The following is a 17040-nucleotide window of genomic DNA, read 5'->3' as shown; positions in this document are numbered from 1 at the left end:
TGTGCTAAGGCAAAGAAGAGTAGATGTCAATTGATTCCAGTATTCTCCTCATCTTTTCCCTGCCTGTTTTGAATGAGTAATTATCAATGACGAATTTTTGTGCTTTTTCTGATATTTTAAGCCATAATTCCTCATCATTTAATAAATGATGAATCGCCTCTTCCCATTCATCTACTGTCTCAGCAACAAGGCACTCTTCGCCATTGCGCAGACCAGTGCCTTCGGCCGCAACTGGTGAAAGAATCGTTGGGATGCCATGTGCTGCTGCGCTCAAGACTTTTCCTTTAATCCCAGCTCCACTGAGTAATGGTGCAATGAAAATTTTGTGGTGATCAAAAGCATTATGGATATCTTCAACAAAGCCGACTGGATAAACATGGTCAGCGGTTAAATCTTCCTTGTCTGTTGCTGACATGCCGCTTCCATATACGTGAAGATTGATATTTGTACTAAGGTGACAAAATACGGTGTTGATAAACCACTCAATTCCCTCCTTGTTGGGTGGATGGTTGAAGCTTCCAAGGAAAGAAAGTCCTTGCCTTTTGATGCTTGGATCAATGATTCGCTTTGGTGCTTCTACCACCCAAGGGCATGCTAATGGTTGAATATTTCCCTCGGAATGGCTGAAAATAACGCTATGCTCTATTTCGTTATAGCTTATAACGATGTCAGCCTGCATCATCATCAACATTTCATTGACCTGTGTTTCCTTTGCTTGATTGATGAGCTCTATGTTTCTTGTTCTTGCTGCAGCCCTGAGTTCACGTAAAAAATGCAAATCTGCATTGCATAGTATGATTTTTGCGCTGCCACAATGACGCTTAATTGATTCGACGCAAGAGGACAAAATTGTATATCTTGTTACGTATATGACGTCAAATTCTGAGCCTCTTTCTTCGAGGAACGAATCAGTCGATAAATAAAATGGAGCTGTGATGACCTCGACGCCATCATTTTGAAGCGCACTTTTGTATCCACCAAGATCTTGAAGGCTTTCAGGGATGAACGTTGCTTTGAAGCCAAGCGATTGAAAGAGTTTAATCTCTTGAAGTGCCGCATAGGACCCTGCATCGCGATCTCCCCGTGGCATTTGATGATCGATGAACAGCACTCGGCCTACGATATTTCTGTCTTTCTCAAGATCTGGTTGATTGCCGATAGGGCTATGTGTTGAAAAGGTTTGCGACCAGCGTTTTTTGAATTTCGGGCGATTGACTTCTTGATAACGCTTGTAACCTTGACTTGTGTCTGTTCCGCTCGTTAGGCCCTCGAAGTGATAGATCGTTGATTCAGGAATATAATATGTTTTATAGCCTGCTTCTCGAATCTTGAAAGAAAAATCTGTGTCTTCAAAGTACATTGGTTTCAAGTAATCAGAGAACCCTCCAACTTCATCCCAGATTTTTTTAGTGGTCATCATTGCTGCGCCAGATAGGTAATCAACTTGGCGTGCGTAACTAAATCTTGGATCCCAAGGATTCTGTCCATGTCCATAATTCCAGGGATCACCAGACTTCCAGACAATTCCTCCAGCATCTTGGAGGGTTCCATCCGGATAGAGAAGTCTTGACCCCACTAAGCCAACCTGATCGAAGCGCTCGAACCCATCGATGAGAGCGTCAAGCCAGCCAGATGTCACTTCTGTGTCATTGTTCAGAAGCACAACATAATCAGACTTGGCAATTGAAACACCTGCATTGCAGCACTCTATAAATCGTAGAGGTTTTTTGTTGTGAAGAACAGTGATTCCTTTGATGATTTTTTCCAGCTCACACGTCTCGTCGCTGGAGCCATCGTCAATAACAATGATCTCAAAGTCGTGTTTGTTGACGGATAACAAGAGAGAGCAGAGGCAGTAGTAAGTGACTTCTACTTTGTTGTGCGCGGGGATGATGATCGATGCTTCTGGCTGATCTGCGCGCTCTGGAAAAGTGATTGGTTCAAGTGTTAGTGTCTTGTGATTGAGGTCAAGAGTTTTAATTGCTGTTACCAGCGAATTTGAATCTTTTTTCGAGCCATAAATTAAGTTGTTTTTGATCGATTCTTGTCGATAAGAATTCCTTAGGCTGAAATCCATGGGAAAGATTTTTCTGCCTTCTTCAATTAAAAAATCTTCTTCCACCATCAAGCGTGGCGGGCTGATTGCTATTTGATCGTAAATTTGAGCCCCACACGCATCTGTTAAGCTTGCAATGGCTGGTTCGCCTTTCAAAAACTTCGGCGGAAGAGAAAGTCGCATTTCCGGGCCTGAAAACTTGAATATTTTGGCAAGCTTCTCGTTGACGTATAAGCACATTAAAGAGTCTTCCTTCTCAGCGGTGATTGTGACGGTATGATTAAAATTAGCCTGGAAAGTGGCTGATTCCTTGACAGGGGAAAAAGCCTTCTCTCTTTCTCCGTCTGACCATTCAAGATATAGAGAGTCGTCTGATTGGTGCGTGAATTTAGGGACTTTTATTTTGTATAAATGAGCATTTGTGCTGTCGGGAGGGTGGCCATTGGTCCTTGGTTTGCAGGTCTGTTGATCCTGTTCCTGGGGTCTTATTGATAGCCCACCTATAAAATAAAAGCAGTCCTTGGTGTTCTTCTCGGTCTCGCGCTGGTGTTTGAGGTAGCCATTGATTGTTATCTTGCCTTGATCGGCTTTGATCGGAATTGAAAAATGTGAATAACCCCTGACTTCTTGGCCGCCCTTTTTCCTGGCGTCGAAGTTAATAAGCTCTTCTTTTTTTCTCCCTTCCTGTTCGTATGCGATTGTCAGCGATCCTTGGCCGCGGTGGCAGGCAAGATAGCCTTCCAGGATGAGCGTTTTAGGGACGTTGACTTCGATTGAAAAAGATTTGATTATATGGATTATTCTGGGTTTTGTAATGTTGCTTATTTGTAAGGCGGCGGTTGCTGTTCCTGCGATCGACCAGTCCTTTAATTCATTGACTGAAATTCTGCAATCGTCTTCGGGTGTGGATGTCAGTGCTTGGACTAAGTCATAGTCATCTGTGAGTTCTTTGTTTGCTGTTGAGAGTTTTGTGAGAAGTTTTCTTCTGTCTTCTTCTGTGCCGGTTAAAGGCTGAAACAGTGATGAATTGTTTTCCCCTTTGGTGACACCAATGAGTTCGGGGGATTTGCTGCCTTCAGGCCTGAAAACGTAAAGAGTATTTTCTTCCAGGCTGCTGAAAGAACGCATTTCTCTTGTTGCTGCATTTGTAAGCAAATTATCTCATGAGCTCATTGTTTGCTCATGTTCGTTTTTTGTAAATCAGAGATTCTCAGCGAGCGTGTTGTTGCATGAGCCGCTGCACCTCGCCGGCGTGATAGCTGCTGCGGGTCAGGGGGGTGCTCACCACCTGCAGAAAGCCCAGTTCCTCTTCGCCGATGCGGCGGTAGGTGTCGAACTGCTCAGGGGTCACGAAACGTTCCACAGCCAGGTGCTTGGGGCCTGGGGAGAGGTATTGGCCGATGGTGACGATGTCCACCCGATGGTCGCGCAGATCCCGCAGGGTGCTGATCACTTCCTCGTCGCTCTCCCCCAGGCCCACCATCAGTCCTGATTTGCTGTAAGCCCTGGGCCAGTCGTCGCGGACCCGCTTCAGCAGCTCCAGGGAGCGCTCGTAGATGCCCTGGGGGCGAGCCAGGCGGTACATCCGTGGCACGGTTTCGATGTTGTGGTTGAGCACATGGGGTGCTGCCGCCATCACTGTGGCCAGGGCCTCCCAGTTGCCGCAGAAGTCGGGAATCAGCAGCTCGATCGTGGTGAGCGGAGAGCGTTGCTTCACTTGTTCGATGCAGGCCACGAACTGGGAGGCTCCCCCATCCGGCAGGTCGTCGCGGTTCACCGAGGTGATCACCACATGCTTCAGACCCAAACGCGCCACCGCTACCCCGAGCCGCTCCGGCTCGGTGGGGTCGAGCGCACGGACACTCTTGTCGAAGTCGATGTCGCAGTAAGGGCAGGCGCGGGTGCAGCCTGGCCCCATGATCAGAAAGGTGGCGGTGCCGCCGGCGAAGCACTCGCCGATGTTGGGGCAGCTGGCCTCCTGGCAGACCGTGTTCAGCTTCAGGTCGAGCAGAAGATCGGCAACAGCACCGATGCGCTCCCGCTGCGGCGCTTTCACGCGCAACCACTCGGGTTTCAAGGCGGATGTCATCTTCTACAGTCGATTCATCGGGATGTAGCGCAGCTTGGTAGCGCACTTCGTTCGGGACGAAGGGGCCGCAGGTTCGAATCCTGTCATCCCGACTGCACGCGATCCCATCATCTGAGTTCGGCTCCCGGGTACCCCCTTGGTGTCACCATTCGCCCGCCTTCCATGGTGCTGCTGCTGTTGCCGATCACCAGCACCGTGAGCATGTCCACGCTGTTGACGGGCAGAGCGTTGAGGCAATGGAGGGTCACCTGTTCTTCCGCGCGGCCCAGTTGACGCGCCATCACCACCGGGGTGTGATCGGGACGATGGCCCAGAAGAATCTCCTGGGCCCGTTGCAGCTGCCAGTCGCGGCCTTTCGATCGTGGGTTATACAGAGCCACCACGAAGTCGCCGGTGGCTGCGGCGTGCAACCGTTGTTCAATCACAGGCCACGGTGTGAGGCGATCGCTGAGGCTGATGGTGCAGAAGTCATGCATCAGCGGAGCCCCCGCCCGGGCCGCCGCGAGTTGAAGGGCGGAGAGCCCGGGATGCACCTCGAATAAGGGACGAGAGCAATCAGCCAGCTCCATCCAGAGCTCGAGGGCTAGCCCGGCCATGCCATAAATGCCACTGTCGCCAGATGACACCAGCGCCACTTTGGCTCCCTGCTGAGCAAGGGACAGAGCTTGCTGGCAACGGTCCCGTTCGCGGGTGAGTTGACCGTCTAGGCGGACCTGATCCTGGCGGCGAAGCGGTTCGAGAAGATCTAGGTAAAGCCCGTAGCCCACCCAGACCGCGCAGCGGCTCAGCGTGCGGCGGGCATCGGGGGTGAGCAGGCTGAGATCCCCAGGGCCGCTGCCGATGAGATGCAGTTCTCCCCGTTGCGGTGCAAAGGGCTGCGCTGCTTCGGCGATCGCCACGGTGACAGCGCCCTGTTCCTCAGGCCCTGCATGGAGGATGCGTTTGGTCTGCAAGAGCTGGGCATCCTCGCCAGCGGCCAGCAGAGCCGCGGCTTCCGCTACGGATGCTGTGCCCATCTCGGCTTCAACCACGGCCGAAGGTGTAGGCACCGGCACTTCCGCGAGGGCTGATGCGCTGAACAGCCGAAATCTCCAGTCGAATTCCTGCGCCAGGGTGAGTAACGCCGGCTCATCGCTTTTGGCGTCAATGCTGCCGAAGCCAGCGACAGCTTCGGCGGCCAGCCCTGCGTTCTCCAGTGCTTGATGAACGGCTCGTTCGATCAGGCAATGGCTCGTGTTGCGTTCGCAGCCGATGCCCAGCCACAAGGTGGCCGGATGCCAGCGACAGGGTGCGGCTTCAATCCAAGGACCAATCGCCAGCTCGGACGTGCCATCCGCCCCTGAGGTGAACGCCAAGGTGCTGGCTGAGGCACAAGCACGCCAGTGTTCACTGCCGCTTTGCTGCCTCACCGCAATCGGACGTCCCTTGGCCTGGTGGATCATCAACCGGCGCCAGGCATCGGCATCGCCACTGCGCCGAAACCCCCAGATCTCTCCGAAGGAGTCCAGCGCAAGCCGCCCTTGAGTGGCTGCATCACCGGTGATCACAGCGGTGCCTCCAAGCGCTGCTGCGAGATCCCTGGCCAGTTGTTCCCCTCCGGCTCGATGTCCTCCCAACAGAGGGACCACCTGCAGACCCTGGGCATCGAGTACCAGAACGGCCGGATCACTCTCCTTGTCTTTGAGAAGAGGGGCTATCAGTCGGGTGACGGCTCCCAGAGCTCCGACCACAATCAGCCGTCTGCCCTCGATCCAGTTGGTCTGCAAAAGGTCACTGGCTGTCGCCACCAGAACTGAATCTGGGCAGTGTGGGAGTGATGCTGCGGCACCGGGGGACAGCGCGACGCGATCGCTCAGGCCCTGGTGTGAAAGGCGCTGAAGCAGCGGCCATGCGCTCCGTGAGAGTCCGATGGCCAGCGATGCAGCACCAGAGCTTGATCGGAAAGACGTGTCGTTCAGAATTGCAGCCTCGGATGGTCAGCGCTGGGTGCCATCAGCGTTCAACAGCTCCCTTGCTGATCCTCCCAGGCTGCTGGATGGTGCTACCTGCGGTGTTTCCTGTTGCGGCGGTGGTTCAGGGGCGCTTTGGGCGATGGGGGGTACGTCCTCGGGGGCGGCTTTTTCGGGGTATGCCTCTTCTGAACTTGGATTTTCTGCAGAGGTGGCTTCCGGGACGGTCGCTTCCTTGATGCGCTCGACCATGGGCTCGAGCGCGACTGGTTCCTGAGCAACCTGCGGTTCTGTTGCGGGTTCCGGCTCCGGCTCATCAGAGAGCACCGCTTGTGCTGCCTGCTCAGGGGTGGGCGATTCTTCCTTCATGACAATGTCTCCCAGCAGGCGGGAGACCTGCTCGTCGCTGAGCCGGGATTGCATCCAGATGGGACTGGATCCGGAGCTGTGGGGAATCGCCCGGAGTTGGTTGTTGAACACAGGGCTCATTGGCTCACCCAGGCCATTCAGCAGTTCCATCTGAACGAGTCCGTGACCGCTGCCGCTGCCCTTGATCCAGAGGGCATCCTGTCGGTCGACCAGGAAACTGTCTCCGTTGACGGAGATCCGGAGCCTCCATCGACCGTCTCCTTCGCGCAGGTTCTGCAGCGGCGCGTTCCAAATCAGCCAGTCCAGAAGAAGCGGTTCCCCGCTGCCAAGGTCTGCCGGGCTGACCATGGCAAGCCAGGGGGAATCCGGAGCTGGCTGAGTGTCTGCAAGCCCCTGAAGCTGATCAAACCGCCATTGCAGGCTGGCTCCCGGGGCTTTCACTGCTTCCCCCCAGGGCGTGGCTGCATAGGCAGTGAAACGATGGCTGCCCGGTGTGAGCGCTGGAAATTGAATGTGTAGGCGTCCGTTTCCAGCTTCGCTGAATCGAAGCGGGGGCTGATCATCGATCTGCAGCGCCACATGGGCTCCCAGGCCGAGCTCAGGATCTTTCGCTAATGGCCAGTCGCTCACCTGCAGCTCCAGGGTTTGTTGGCCGGGCTGGAGCACCGTGCCATCGGCCGGGCTGATCAGTTTTAACTGAGGGTGACGGTCAGAGAGTGCTGCTTGTAGCTGCTGTACCCCGCCTGGAGGAGCCACTTCCTGTAGGCGCCCGGCTGGGGCAGTGGGATTCACGGGATCCCTCGCGGACCCTGCGTCCATGGCCCCTATCCGTCCCCATCCCCAGGCCGAAGCAGGCTTTGCATTGGTGACCAGCACCAGGATGCAAATGAGGGCAGTGATCCAGCGGAGACGGAATTGAAATCGGCCCGAAGCCGTCATGGGGGCATATCCGAGTTCAGATCATTCTGAATGCTCATGCCGGGACCAGGGAGATTTGGTGTCGTCTGTGTTATTTAGTGGGATTTATTTGCCCTTGCGTGAATAATTTTTAGTGTGAATTGTACCTTTCTGTTGATAGCGAGCTGCGTGAAGATGTCAGGCCCAGACAGGCGCACAGCCGGATTGAACCTTTGTAACTCAATGGGGTCTTCTGTGCATCTGCGCTCCTATGCTTCCGCCAGCGGTCCCCTCTTTGGGGCCCAGCGCTCCAGTGGTCGTCAGGGGTTTGCGCCCCTGGCGCCATTGGCGCCCGGACGTGGTGACGCTCTGCGGAGCTGCGTTCGTGGCCCCGGTGAACATTTGTTCATCGGAGGGGTGGCCCACCACCTCGATCCCGTCCCTCGAGGAACGACTCGATGACCATCAGCCCACCAGAGCGTGGGAGCACCGCGAAGACTCAGGTCGAAAAGGTTGACAATCCAGCAACCTTTGAGCTGTTCGGCAAGCCCGGACACTTCGACCGTGCTCTCGCGAAAGGTCCCAAAACCACCACCTGGGTTTGGAACCTCCACGCCAATGCTCACGATTTCGACAGCCACACGAGTGACCTTGAGGAGGTCTCTCGGAAGATCTTCAGTGCTCACTTCGGCCATCTGGCCGTCATCTTCATCTGGCTGAGCGGCGCTTTCTTCCATGGAGCCCGCTTCTCCAACTTCTCCGGTTGGCTTGCCGACCCCACCCACGTGAAGCCCAGCGCTCAGGTGGTGTGGCCGGTGTTCGGCCAGGAGATCCTCAACGGCGATATGGGTGCCGGTTTCCAGGGCATCCAGATCACCTCAGGTCTCTTCCATGTTTGGCGTGCCTGGGGCATCACCAACGAAACGCAGCTGATGTCTCTTGCCATCGGCGCTCTGGTGATGGCTGGCCTGATGCTCAATGCAGGCGTTTTCCACTATCACAAAGCAGCTCCAAAGCTGGAGTGGTTCCAGAACGTTGAGTCGATGCTCAACCACCACCTCGCTGGACTGCTCGGCCTCGGGTCACTGTCCTGGACAGGTCACCTTCTCCATGTGTCCCTGCCCACCACCAAGCTGATGGATGCCATCGACGCCGGCCAGCCGCTGGTGCTTAATGGCAAGACCATCGCTTCTGTGGCGGACATTCCCCTGCCGCATGAATTCTTCAATCAGGATCTGCTGGCGCAGCTGTATCCAGGATTTGGTGCCGGTATCGGTGCTTTCTTCTCGGGTAACTGGGCTGCCTACAGCGATTTTCTCACCTTCAAGGGTGGTCTGAACCCAGTCACCGGCAGCATGTGGATGAGCGATATCGCTCATCACCATCTTGCGATCGCGGTGCTGTTCATCGTCGCCGGTCACATGTACCGCACGAACTGGGGCATCGGTCACTCCATCAAGGAGATTCTCGAAGGACAGAAGGGTGATCCCCTGCTGTTCCCTGCCACGAAGGGCCATGACGGTCTGTTCGAGTTCATGACCACGAGCTGGCACGCCCAGCTGGCTGTGAACCTCGCCATGCTCGGCTCCCTGAGCATCATCGTGGCTCAGCACATGTATGCGATGCCTCCCTACGCCTACATGTCAATCGACTATCCGACTCAGATCGGTTTGTTCACCCATCACATGTGGATTGGTGGCTTCCTGATCGTCGGTGCTGCAGCTCACGCCGCTATCGCGATGATCCGCGATTACGACCCTGCCAAGCATGTCGACAACGTGCTGGACAGGGTTTTGAAAGCTCGCGATGCCTTGATCAGCCACCTCAACTGGGTGTGCATCTGGCTTGGCTTCCATAGCTTCGGCCTCTACATCCACAACGACACCATGCGTGCTCTGGGGCGTCCCCAGGACATGTTCAGTGATTCAGCAATTCAGCTGAAGCCTGTGTTCGCACAATGGATTCAGGGTCTGCATGCCGCTGCTGCCGGCACCACCGCTCCCAACGCCCTTGCGGGTGTGAGCGAGGTGTTCAATGGATCTGTCGTTGCCGTTGGCGGCAAGGTCGCCGCAGCGCCGATCCCCCTGGGCACCGCCGATTTCATGGTGCACCACATCCACGCCTTCACGATTCACGTGACGGTGTTGATCCTGCTTAAGGGTGTGCTCTACGCCCGTAACTCCCGCCTCATCCCTGACAAGGCCAACCTCGGCTTCCGTTTCCCCTGTGACGGCCCCGGCCGTGGTGGCACCTGCCAGGTGTCCGCATGGGACCACGTGTTCCTGGGTCTGTTCTGGATGTACAACTCCCTGTCCATCGTGATCTTCCACTTCTCTTGGAAGATGCAGAGCGATGTCTGGGGAACGGTGAATGCTGACGGTTCCGTGCAGCACATCACCAACGGCAATTTCGCCAACAGCGCCATCACCATCAATGGCTGGCTGCGTGACTTCCTGTGGGCTCAGGCCGCTCAGGTGATCAACAGCTACGGCTCCAACACCAGCGCCTATGGCCTGATGTTCCTTGGTGCTCACTTCGTCTGGGCCTTCAGCCTCATGTTCCTGTTCAGCGGCCGCGGCTACTGGCAGGAGCTGATCGAGTCCATCGTCTGGGCTCACAACAAGCTGAAGGTGGCCCCGGCCATCCAGCCCCGTGCGCTGTCCATCACCCAGGGCCGTGCCGTGGGTGTCGCTCATTACCTCTTGGGCGGCATTGCGACCACATGGGCCTTCTTCCACGCCCACATCCTTGTGGTCGGCTGACCTCTCCTGACCTTTCCCTCTAATGGCAACGAAATTTCCTTCGTTCAGCCAGGGTCTGGCACAGGACCCGACAACCCGCCGCATCTGGTACGGGATCGCCACGGCTCACGACTTCGAGAGCCATGACGGAATGACGGAGGAGAAGCTTTACCAAAAGCTCTTCTCCACCCATTTCGGCCATCTCGCGATCATCGGCCTGTGGGTTTCGGGCAACCTGTTCCACATCGCCTGGCAGGGCAACTTCGAGCAGTGGGTCGCCGACCCTCTGCACGTGCGCCCCATCGCTCACGCAATCTGGGACCCCCACTTCGGTCAAGGTGCCATTGACGCCTTCACCCAAGCGGGTGCTTCCTCCCCGGTGAACATCGCCTACTCGGGCTTGTATCACTGGTTCTACACAATCGGCATGACCACCAATGCCGAGCTGTATCAGGGCTCCATCTTCATGATGATCCTGTCAGCTTGGGCCCTGTTCGCCGGTTGGCTTCACCTCCAGCCCAAGTTCCGCCCCTCTCTGGCTTGGTTCAAAAACGCGGAATCCCGCCTGAACCACCACCTGGCTGTTCTCTTCGGCTTCAGCTCCATCGCCTGGACCGGTCACCTGGTTCACGTGGCGATTCCTGAGTCCCGCGGTCAGCACGTTGGTTGGGACAACTTCCTCAACGTGATGCCCCACCCCGCCGGTCTGGGACCCTTCTTCACCGGCAACTGGGGTGTGTATGCCCAGAATCCCGACACCATGGGCCAGGTGTTCGGAACCTCAGAAGGATCCGGCACCGCGATCCTCACCTTCCTGGGTGGTTTCCACCCTCAGACCGAGGCTCTCTGGCTCACCGACATCGCCCATCACCATCTGGCCATCGGCGTGATCTTCGTGATCGCTGGCCACATGTATCGGACGAATTTCGGCATCGGTCACTCCATCCGCGAGATCCTCGAAGCCCACAACCCCCCTCAGGGAACCCCTGGAGATCTGGGCGCAGGCCATAAGGGTCTTTACGACACCATCAACAACAGCCTGCACTTCCAGCTCGGTCTGGCCCTCGCATCCCTTGGCGTTGTCACCTCTCTGGTGGCTCAGCACATGTATGCGATGCCGTCGTATGCCTTCATCGCGAAGGACTACACAACCCAAGCCGCGCTGTACACCCATCACCAGTACATCGCCATCTTCTTGATGTGCGGTGCCTTTGCTCACGGTGCGATCTTCTTCATCCGTGACTATGACCCCGAAGCCAACAAGGACAACGTCCTGGCTCGGATGCTCGAGCACAAGGAAGCGATCATCAGCCACCTGAGCTGGGTCTCTCTCTTCCTCGGTTTCCACACCCTCGGCCTGTACGTTCACAACGATGTGGTCGTGGCTTTCGGTACCCCCGAGAAGCAGATCCTGGTGGAGCCCGTCTTCGCTCAGTTCGTTCAAGCCGCGTCCGGTAAGGCGATCTATGGCTTCGACGTTCTGCTCGCCAATTCCGGTGGTGTTGCAGCCAATGCCAATGCTGCCTACATGGGTGGCTGGATGGACGCCATTAACGGTGTGCGCGGCAGCAATGATCTGTTCCTGCCCATCGGCCCTGGTGACTTCCTTGTTCACCACGCCATCGCTCTAGGACTGCACACCACCACCCTGATCCTTGTGAAGGGTGCACTGGATGCACGTGGGTCCAAGCTGATGCCCGATAAGAAGGACTTCGGCTATTCCTTCCCCTGCGACGGCCCCGGTCGTGGAGGCACCTGCGACATCTCAGCCTGGGACGCCTTCTATCTGGCTGTCTTCTGGGCATTGAACACCGTGGGTTGGGTCACCTTCTACTGGCACTGGAAGCACCTCGCCATCTGGCAGGGCAACGTGGCTCAGTTCAACGAATCCAGCACCTACCTGATGGGCTGGTTCCGCGATTACCTCTGGCTCAATTCCTCCCAGCTGATCAACGGTTACAACCCATTCGGCAGCAACAACCTTGCCGTCTGGGCCTGGATGTTCCTGTTCGGTCACCTGGTGTGGGCCACCGGTTTCATGTTCCTGATCTCCTGGCGTGGTTATTGGCAGGAGCTGATCGAGACCATCGTCTGGGCTCACCAGCGCACGCCTCTGGCCAACCTTGTTGGCTGGCGTGACAAGCCTGTTGCGCTCTCCATCGTTCAGGCCCGTGTTGTGGGTCTCGCCCACTTCACGATCGGCTACATCCTCACGTATGCCGCATTCCTGATCGCCTCGACCTCTGGCAAGTTCGGTTGATCCAAAAGAGCTGCTTCTGAAGTCAGCAGTCGTTCCTCATGTTCGTTCCCGTCCGGTTCTCCGGACGGGATTTTTTTATGGCAATCAGCCGCTGAAACGGATGTCGAGCGTGCGCAGATAGGTATGCAGTCCAGCATCCTGGATCGGCAGCACGTATGCGTCCGCACCGGATTCGTTGTGATGGGAATGCCAGTAGCCCGGTGGAGTGACGAAGGCTGCACCTGGGACCCAGTCCTCCCGATGCGGGTTGATGATCCGTCCCTGTTCATCGAGCTTTGTCCCAATCAGGGTGTAGCAGCCGGGTTCACAAGCCACTGCGAAGTCCAAGGCGATGGACTGATGCCGGTGGGGCATCTGCTCCTGGTTCGCCGGAAGAATGCCGAGCATGGCCCAGAGGGTGTGGCTCACCGTGCGTGACTGGGGAAATGAGCTGTTCCCGAGAAGCACACTCACTCGGTTGGCCCTCGCACCACTAGGGCTGCCAGCGATCTCAGCGAGCTTCTGCTGACTGTCCTGATGGCTGTAGAAGGTTGGTTCGAAGCGAGCTTGGCTCGGTGCGACCCCCAGATGTCTCAGCAGGGGGGCATCGTGCACCCAGTACATCGCAGCCCGATCACAGCTGGTGTGAATGGCGTCACCACCGGCAGGCAGCACAAGCATGTCGCCTTTGCTCCAAGCGAAGCGTTGACCGCATGCTGTGGTTTCACCACGGCCATCTGCCACGAAGAACAGCTGGCTGGTGGCCACTGCGGCGGTTCGTAATTCACCTTGATCCAGGCGAATGAAATTGGCGCAGAGGGAGGGGCCAGTTGCTGGGCCCGAGCAGCCCAGTGCGTCACTCAGATCCAGTGGCAGTACCGCGCTGCCAGGTTCCTGGAAGAAGTCAGGCGAGAAGCACCGATAGGGCACCAGCTCTGTCAGGCCGCTGCGAATCGGATCGGCCGCTTCTCCGTATGAGAAAAATTGCGCTTGCTCCGATGAGGCGCCTCGTTTGGTCGCACTGCTCACCATGCGCTCATCACTCAAGTATTAAGAGAAATTCCACATTACGGACCGGTCGATCTGGCTTTGGTATGCACCGCGTCATGTTTTCGTTGAGGCTTAGTCACCTTTATTCGGGTTTCCGGCGCTGAACTGATACATCCCTTCCGTTCCCCAGGGCCGAGACCATGCCAACACTCCCCCCCCGTCTTGAACTTGTGCTTCTGCTCTCAGCTGCAGCGACCGGTTACAACGTCATGATGCAGATCGTGCCAAGCCAGCGCATTGATCTGGCGCAGCTGGAGATTCAGGAGCGCGTTCAGTCTTCGGAGGCTTCTCGCTCGACTCACTCTGCGTCGGCCTTGCGTGCCTCTATGAGCAGGACACCAGCACCAGTTGTCGTGATGGACGTGGCCGTTGCAAATGGGAGGGGGACCTGTGCCGTCCCGCCGACGGGTGGTCCGGCCCTGAATGATCAGTTTGAACCCTGCTAACCATCCAGTTCCGGCATGGATGGCCCCACGCCACGCCAGCGTTTGAGCTGTAAATAGATCGCAGGAATCACGAACAGAGACAGCAGCGTGGAGACCAGCAGCCCACTGAAGACCACTGTTCCAATGCTGATCCGGCTGGCTGATCCGCTTCCGCTGGCCAGAAGCAGGGGCAGGAAGCCTGCCAGCGAGGTGACTGCGGTGAGGAGAATTGGCCGCATCCGATTGATGGCGGCTTCTTCGATCGCCTCCAGTAGGGCGATGCCTTGCTCGAGGCGTTGATTGGCGAACTCCACGATCAGAATTCCGTTCTTGGCCGCCAGGCTCACCAGAACGAGCAGTCCCATCTGGGCATAGACATCCAGAGTGAGGCCCCGCAGCTTCAAGCCGATCAAGGCCCCGAGCAAGGCCATGGGCACAGTGAGCAGGATGATCAGAGGGTCGAGGAAACTTTCGTACAGCCCGGCCAACAGGAGGTAAACCACCGAGAGGCCTAGGGCAAACAGCACCCAGGTCACGGTTTCTGCCCGTGTCTCTTCTTTGGCCAGTCCCGTGAAGGTGAGGGCCAGATTGGTTCCGCCTGTGCGATCGCTCAGGGCTTGGAGTAAGTCGATCGCCTGTCCACTGCTCACAGCATCGATCGGCACGGCGGTGATGCTGATCGAGCGGTTCTGGTTGTAATGGGTGATGCTGTTGGCGCCGGAATCCCGTTTCAACGTCACAACGTTGGCCACCGATACCAGTTCGCCGCTGCGATTGCGCACCATCAGGCTGGTCAGGTCACCAGGTGTGCTTCGGTCGGATCCCTCCAGCTGAACGTAGATATTGCGGATCTGCCCGCCTTCGAACGTGTCATCGATATAGCGGCCGCCGATGGCCGTTCCGATGTCGCGAAGGGTCGGCCCCACCGGCAGGTCGAGAGCTGCCATCTGGCTTCTGTCAATCTCGAGGCGCCATCGCGGTGAACTGGCATCAAACCGGGTGCTCACCCGCTGGAAGCGGCCAGACTCCCGTGCTGATCGAATGAACCGTTGGGCCTGGGCTTCGAAGTCCTGAAGACTGAGCTGGCCACCACTGCGGTCTAGAAGTTCCAACTGCAGACCTGATTCGCTACTGAATCCCCGCACCGTGGGGGGTGTGGTGACAATCACCCTCGCATCCGTGATTTGTTGCCTGAGGGCCTTGTTCAGGCGTTTCTTCACGGCTTCGCTGCTGTTCTCGCGTCCCGGTCGTTCCTTCAGGGGGGCCAGGCGCAGATAAAACGCACCCCGGTCTTCTCCGCTCTGGCCGAACGAACGGCCGGCATAGAAGTTGCCGCTGCGGATCAATGGATCCTCTGCGATCACCTGACGGATGCGTTCCATCACCGCTTCGGTGCGCTCAAGGCTGGCGCCTTCAGGCAGGGTGAAATAACCCCGCACTTGACCCTGATCTTCATTAGGGATGAAGGATGTGGGAATCGTTGCCAGTCCGATACCCGTCAACATCAAGCCCGTCAGGATCAGGCCCAGAACGATGCGTCCTCGAGGGAGCCAGAGAGCCAGGGCTTTGCCATACCAGCTCTGCAGGCGATGCATCCCATGGCGAAGCATCTGGCTGATGCGTTTTATCGGCGCGGGTAAGCGGCCGCTCCCTGAACCAAGCGCCCGCGCACAGGCCATGGGGGTGAAGGTGAGGGCGTTGAATGTGGAGAACAAGATGGCCCCGCTGATGGCCAGAGCAATCGGTTGATAGAGGCGACCGATGGATCCTGGTATCAGCAACACCGGGAGGAACACAGCGGCCAGGACGAGGGATGTGGCGACCACTGCCCCTGCCAGTTCGGCCATGGCATCCTCTGCTGCACCCTGCGGTTCAGCCCCCTCTTCGATCCGCCCTGCGATGTCCTCGCTAACCACGATGGCGTCATCAACCACGATGCCAGTGGCGAGCACCAGTCCGAACAGGATCAGGCTGTTGAGATTCGATCCGCTCAGTCGTACCACGATCAGACTGCCAATTAGGGCAACGGGAACCGCGATGCCAGGGATCAGCGCCAGTCGCCAGCGTCCAAGGAACAGCACAAGCACCACAAGCACCAGCACCACCGCATCGCGAAGTGTGGCGGTGGTGCGATCCAGGTTGGCTTGTACGGTTTCGGCCACATCCACAATCACCTGCATGGTTAGGCCTGGAGGAAAACTTCTCTCCAGGCGCGTCAGCTCATCCATCACAGCCCGGCTCACCTGCAAGGCGTTTGCACCGTCTCTCTGGAAAATGCCCACCGCAACAGAGCTGTTCCCCTCAAGGTTCAGGGTGCTGCTGCCGTAAGCGCGCTGGCCCAGTTCGACTCGTCCGACATCCTTCAGGCGCACAAGGCCTCCCGCCTCAGTGCGCTTGACCACCATGGCTTCAAAGTCCGCTTGATTGCGGAGCCGTCCTTCGGCGTCGATGGGAAGGCTGAACAGCTGTCCGGCCGGCGCTGGAGCCGCGCCCAGACTCCCTACCGCGGCCAGCACGTTCTGCTCTGCCAGTGCTGCGGTGATGTCGTTGGTGGAGAGGTTGAACAACTCCAGACGGTTGGGATCAAGCCAGAGTCGGAAGGCCAATTCGCTGCTGCCGAACACGCGGATGTCGCCGACACCAGGTGTTGCTTTCAGTGCCTCCTGCAGGTTTTGATCGAGCCAGCCGCCGATGAAGATCGGTTCGTAGAGGCCTGGAGGAGCACTGAATCCGAGAATCAGGAGGAGGTCATCAGTCGAACGGTTCACGTTCAGGCCTTGGCGTGTCACAGCCTGAGGAAGTCGCCTGCTTGCCAGGTTCACCTCGTTCTGAACCTTGATCGCGTTCAGCTCGGGATCGCCCGATTCGAAGCGCAGGCTGAGGCTGGCACCGCCTTGACGGCTGCTGGACGTCATGCTCTCAAGCCCTTCCAGACCATTGAGCTGTTTTTCGAGAACGGCCGTGACGCTCTGCTCCACCACTTCCGGACTTGCCGCTGGGAACGAGGCGCTCACACTCACTCGAGTTGGTGCTAGCTGTGGAAGGTCTTCAAGGCCGAGGCCCACCAGTGCAACGGAGCCTGCCAGCAGCACAAGCAAGCTGCAGACGACGGTGAACACAGGCCGCCGCAGGAACGGCTGGGAGATGGACCGCAAGGCGGCAGTGGTTCAGAAGCGTCAAGATCTTGACAGCAGAATGCCCCGAATGCGCCATTGAGGAGCATTC

At 57.2% G+C, this 17040-nt stretch carries 10 protein-coding genes and 1 tRNA gene; 5 read left to right on the top strand and 6 right to left on the bottom strand.

Annotation, left to right across the window (positions count from 1 at the left end; translation table 11 throughout):
• Window positions 1–4: 4 nt before the first annotated feature.
• Window positions 5–3184 (bottom strand): glycosyltransferase, encoded by a 3180-nt coding sequence (locus WH7805_RS13525; RefSeq protein ID WP_006042252.1) that lies wholly within the window; start codon window positions 3182–3184, stop codon window positions 5–7.
• An 82-nt stretch (window positions 3185–3266) separates the two neighbouring features.
• A complete protein-coding gene (gene lipA, locus WH7805_RS06645; RefSeq protein ID WP_006042251.1) occupies window positions 3267–4145 on the bottom strand; it encodes a lipoyl synthase in 879 nt (292 codons plus the stop codon).
• 18 nt (window positions 4146–4163) lie between these two features.
• On the opposite strand from lipA, the gene WH7805_RS06640 reads away from it, so the two are divergent.
• Window positions 4164–4237, top strand: a tRNA-Pro gene (locus WH7805_RS06640).
• Between the two features lie 15 nt (window positions 4238–4252).
• On the opposite strand, the gene cobJ is transcribed toward WH7805_RS06640, so the two are convergent.
• Both cobJ and WH7805_RS06630 read right to left on the bottom strand, forming a co-directional pair.
• On the bottom strand, window positions 4253–5932 hold the full coding sequence (gene cobJ / locus WH7805_RS06635) for a precorrin-3B C(17)-methyltransferase (RefSeq protein WP_006042250.1): 1680 nt from the start codon (window positions 5930–5932) through the stop codon (window positions 4253–4255).
• Between the two features lie 189 nt (window positions 5933–6121).
• Entirely contained in the window at window positions 6122–7402 is a 1281-nt protein-coding gene (locus WH7805_RS06630; RefSeq protein ID WP_006042249.1) for a hypothetical protein, read from the bottom strand.
• 201 nt (window positions 7403–7603) lie between these two features.
• Between WH7805_RS06630 and WH7805_RS06625 the strand changes: the two genes are divergently transcribed.
• From WH7805_RS06625 to psaB, 3 genes are read left to right on the top strand one after another with little or no spacing between them, the layout of a single operon-like run.
• Entirely contained in the window at window positions 7604–7822 is a 219-nt protein-coding gene (locus WH7805_RS06625) for a hypothetical protein (RefSeq protein WP_006042248.1), read from the top strand.
• Complete coding sequence (gene psaA / locus WH7805_RS06620; RefSeq protein ID WP_006042247.1) at window positions 7819–10122, top strand: photosystem I core protein PsaA; 2304 nt, start codon at window positions 7819–7821, stop codon at window positions 10120–10122. The genes WH7805_RS06625 and psaA overlap by 4 nt, the downstream gene beginning before the upstream one ends.
• Window positions 10123–10144: 22 nt before the next feature.
• Window positions 10145–12361, top strand: coding sequence for a photosystem I core protein PsaB (gene psaB, locus WH7805_RS06615; protein WP_006042246.1), 2217 nt, complete (start codon window positions 10145–10147; stop codon window positions 12359–12361).
• Window positions 12362–12445: 84 nt separating this feature from the next.
• Here the strand turns inward: psaB and WH7805_RS06610 are convergent, their stop codons facing one another.
• A complete protein-coding gene (locus WH7805_RS06610; RefSeq protein WP_006042245.1) occupies window positions 12446–13372 on the bottom strand; it encodes a hypothetical protein in 927 nt (308 codons plus the stop codon).
• A 158-nt stretch (window positions 13373–13530) separates the two neighbouring features.
• On the opposite strand from WH7805_RS06610, the gene WH7805_RS06605 reads away from it, so the two are divergent.
• Entirely contained in the window at window positions 13531–13836 is a 306-nt protein-coding gene (locus WH7805_RS06605) for a hypothetical protein (protein ID WP_006042244.1), read from the top strand.
• Here WH7805_RS06605 and WH7805_RS06600 read toward each other — a convergent pair.
• A complete protein-coding gene (locus tag WH7805_RS06600) occupies window positions 13833–16970 on the bottom strand; it encodes an efflux RND transporter permease subunit (RefSeq protein WP_006042243.1) in 3138 nt (1045 codons plus the stop codon). The two genes, WH7805_RS06605 and WH7805_RS06600, sit on opposite strands and share 4 nt — an antisense overlap.
• Window positions 16971–17040 lie beyond the last annotated feature (70 nt).

It is taken from the genome of Synechococcus sp. WH 7805 (assembly GCF_000153285.1).
Taxonomy (GTDB): Bacteria; Cyanobacteriota; Cyanobacteriia; order PCC-6307; family Cyanobiaceae; genus Synechococcus_C.
The sequence above is the reverse complement of the archived record's forward strand: the minus strand, read 5'-3'. Positions and strand labels throughout refer to the sequence as shown.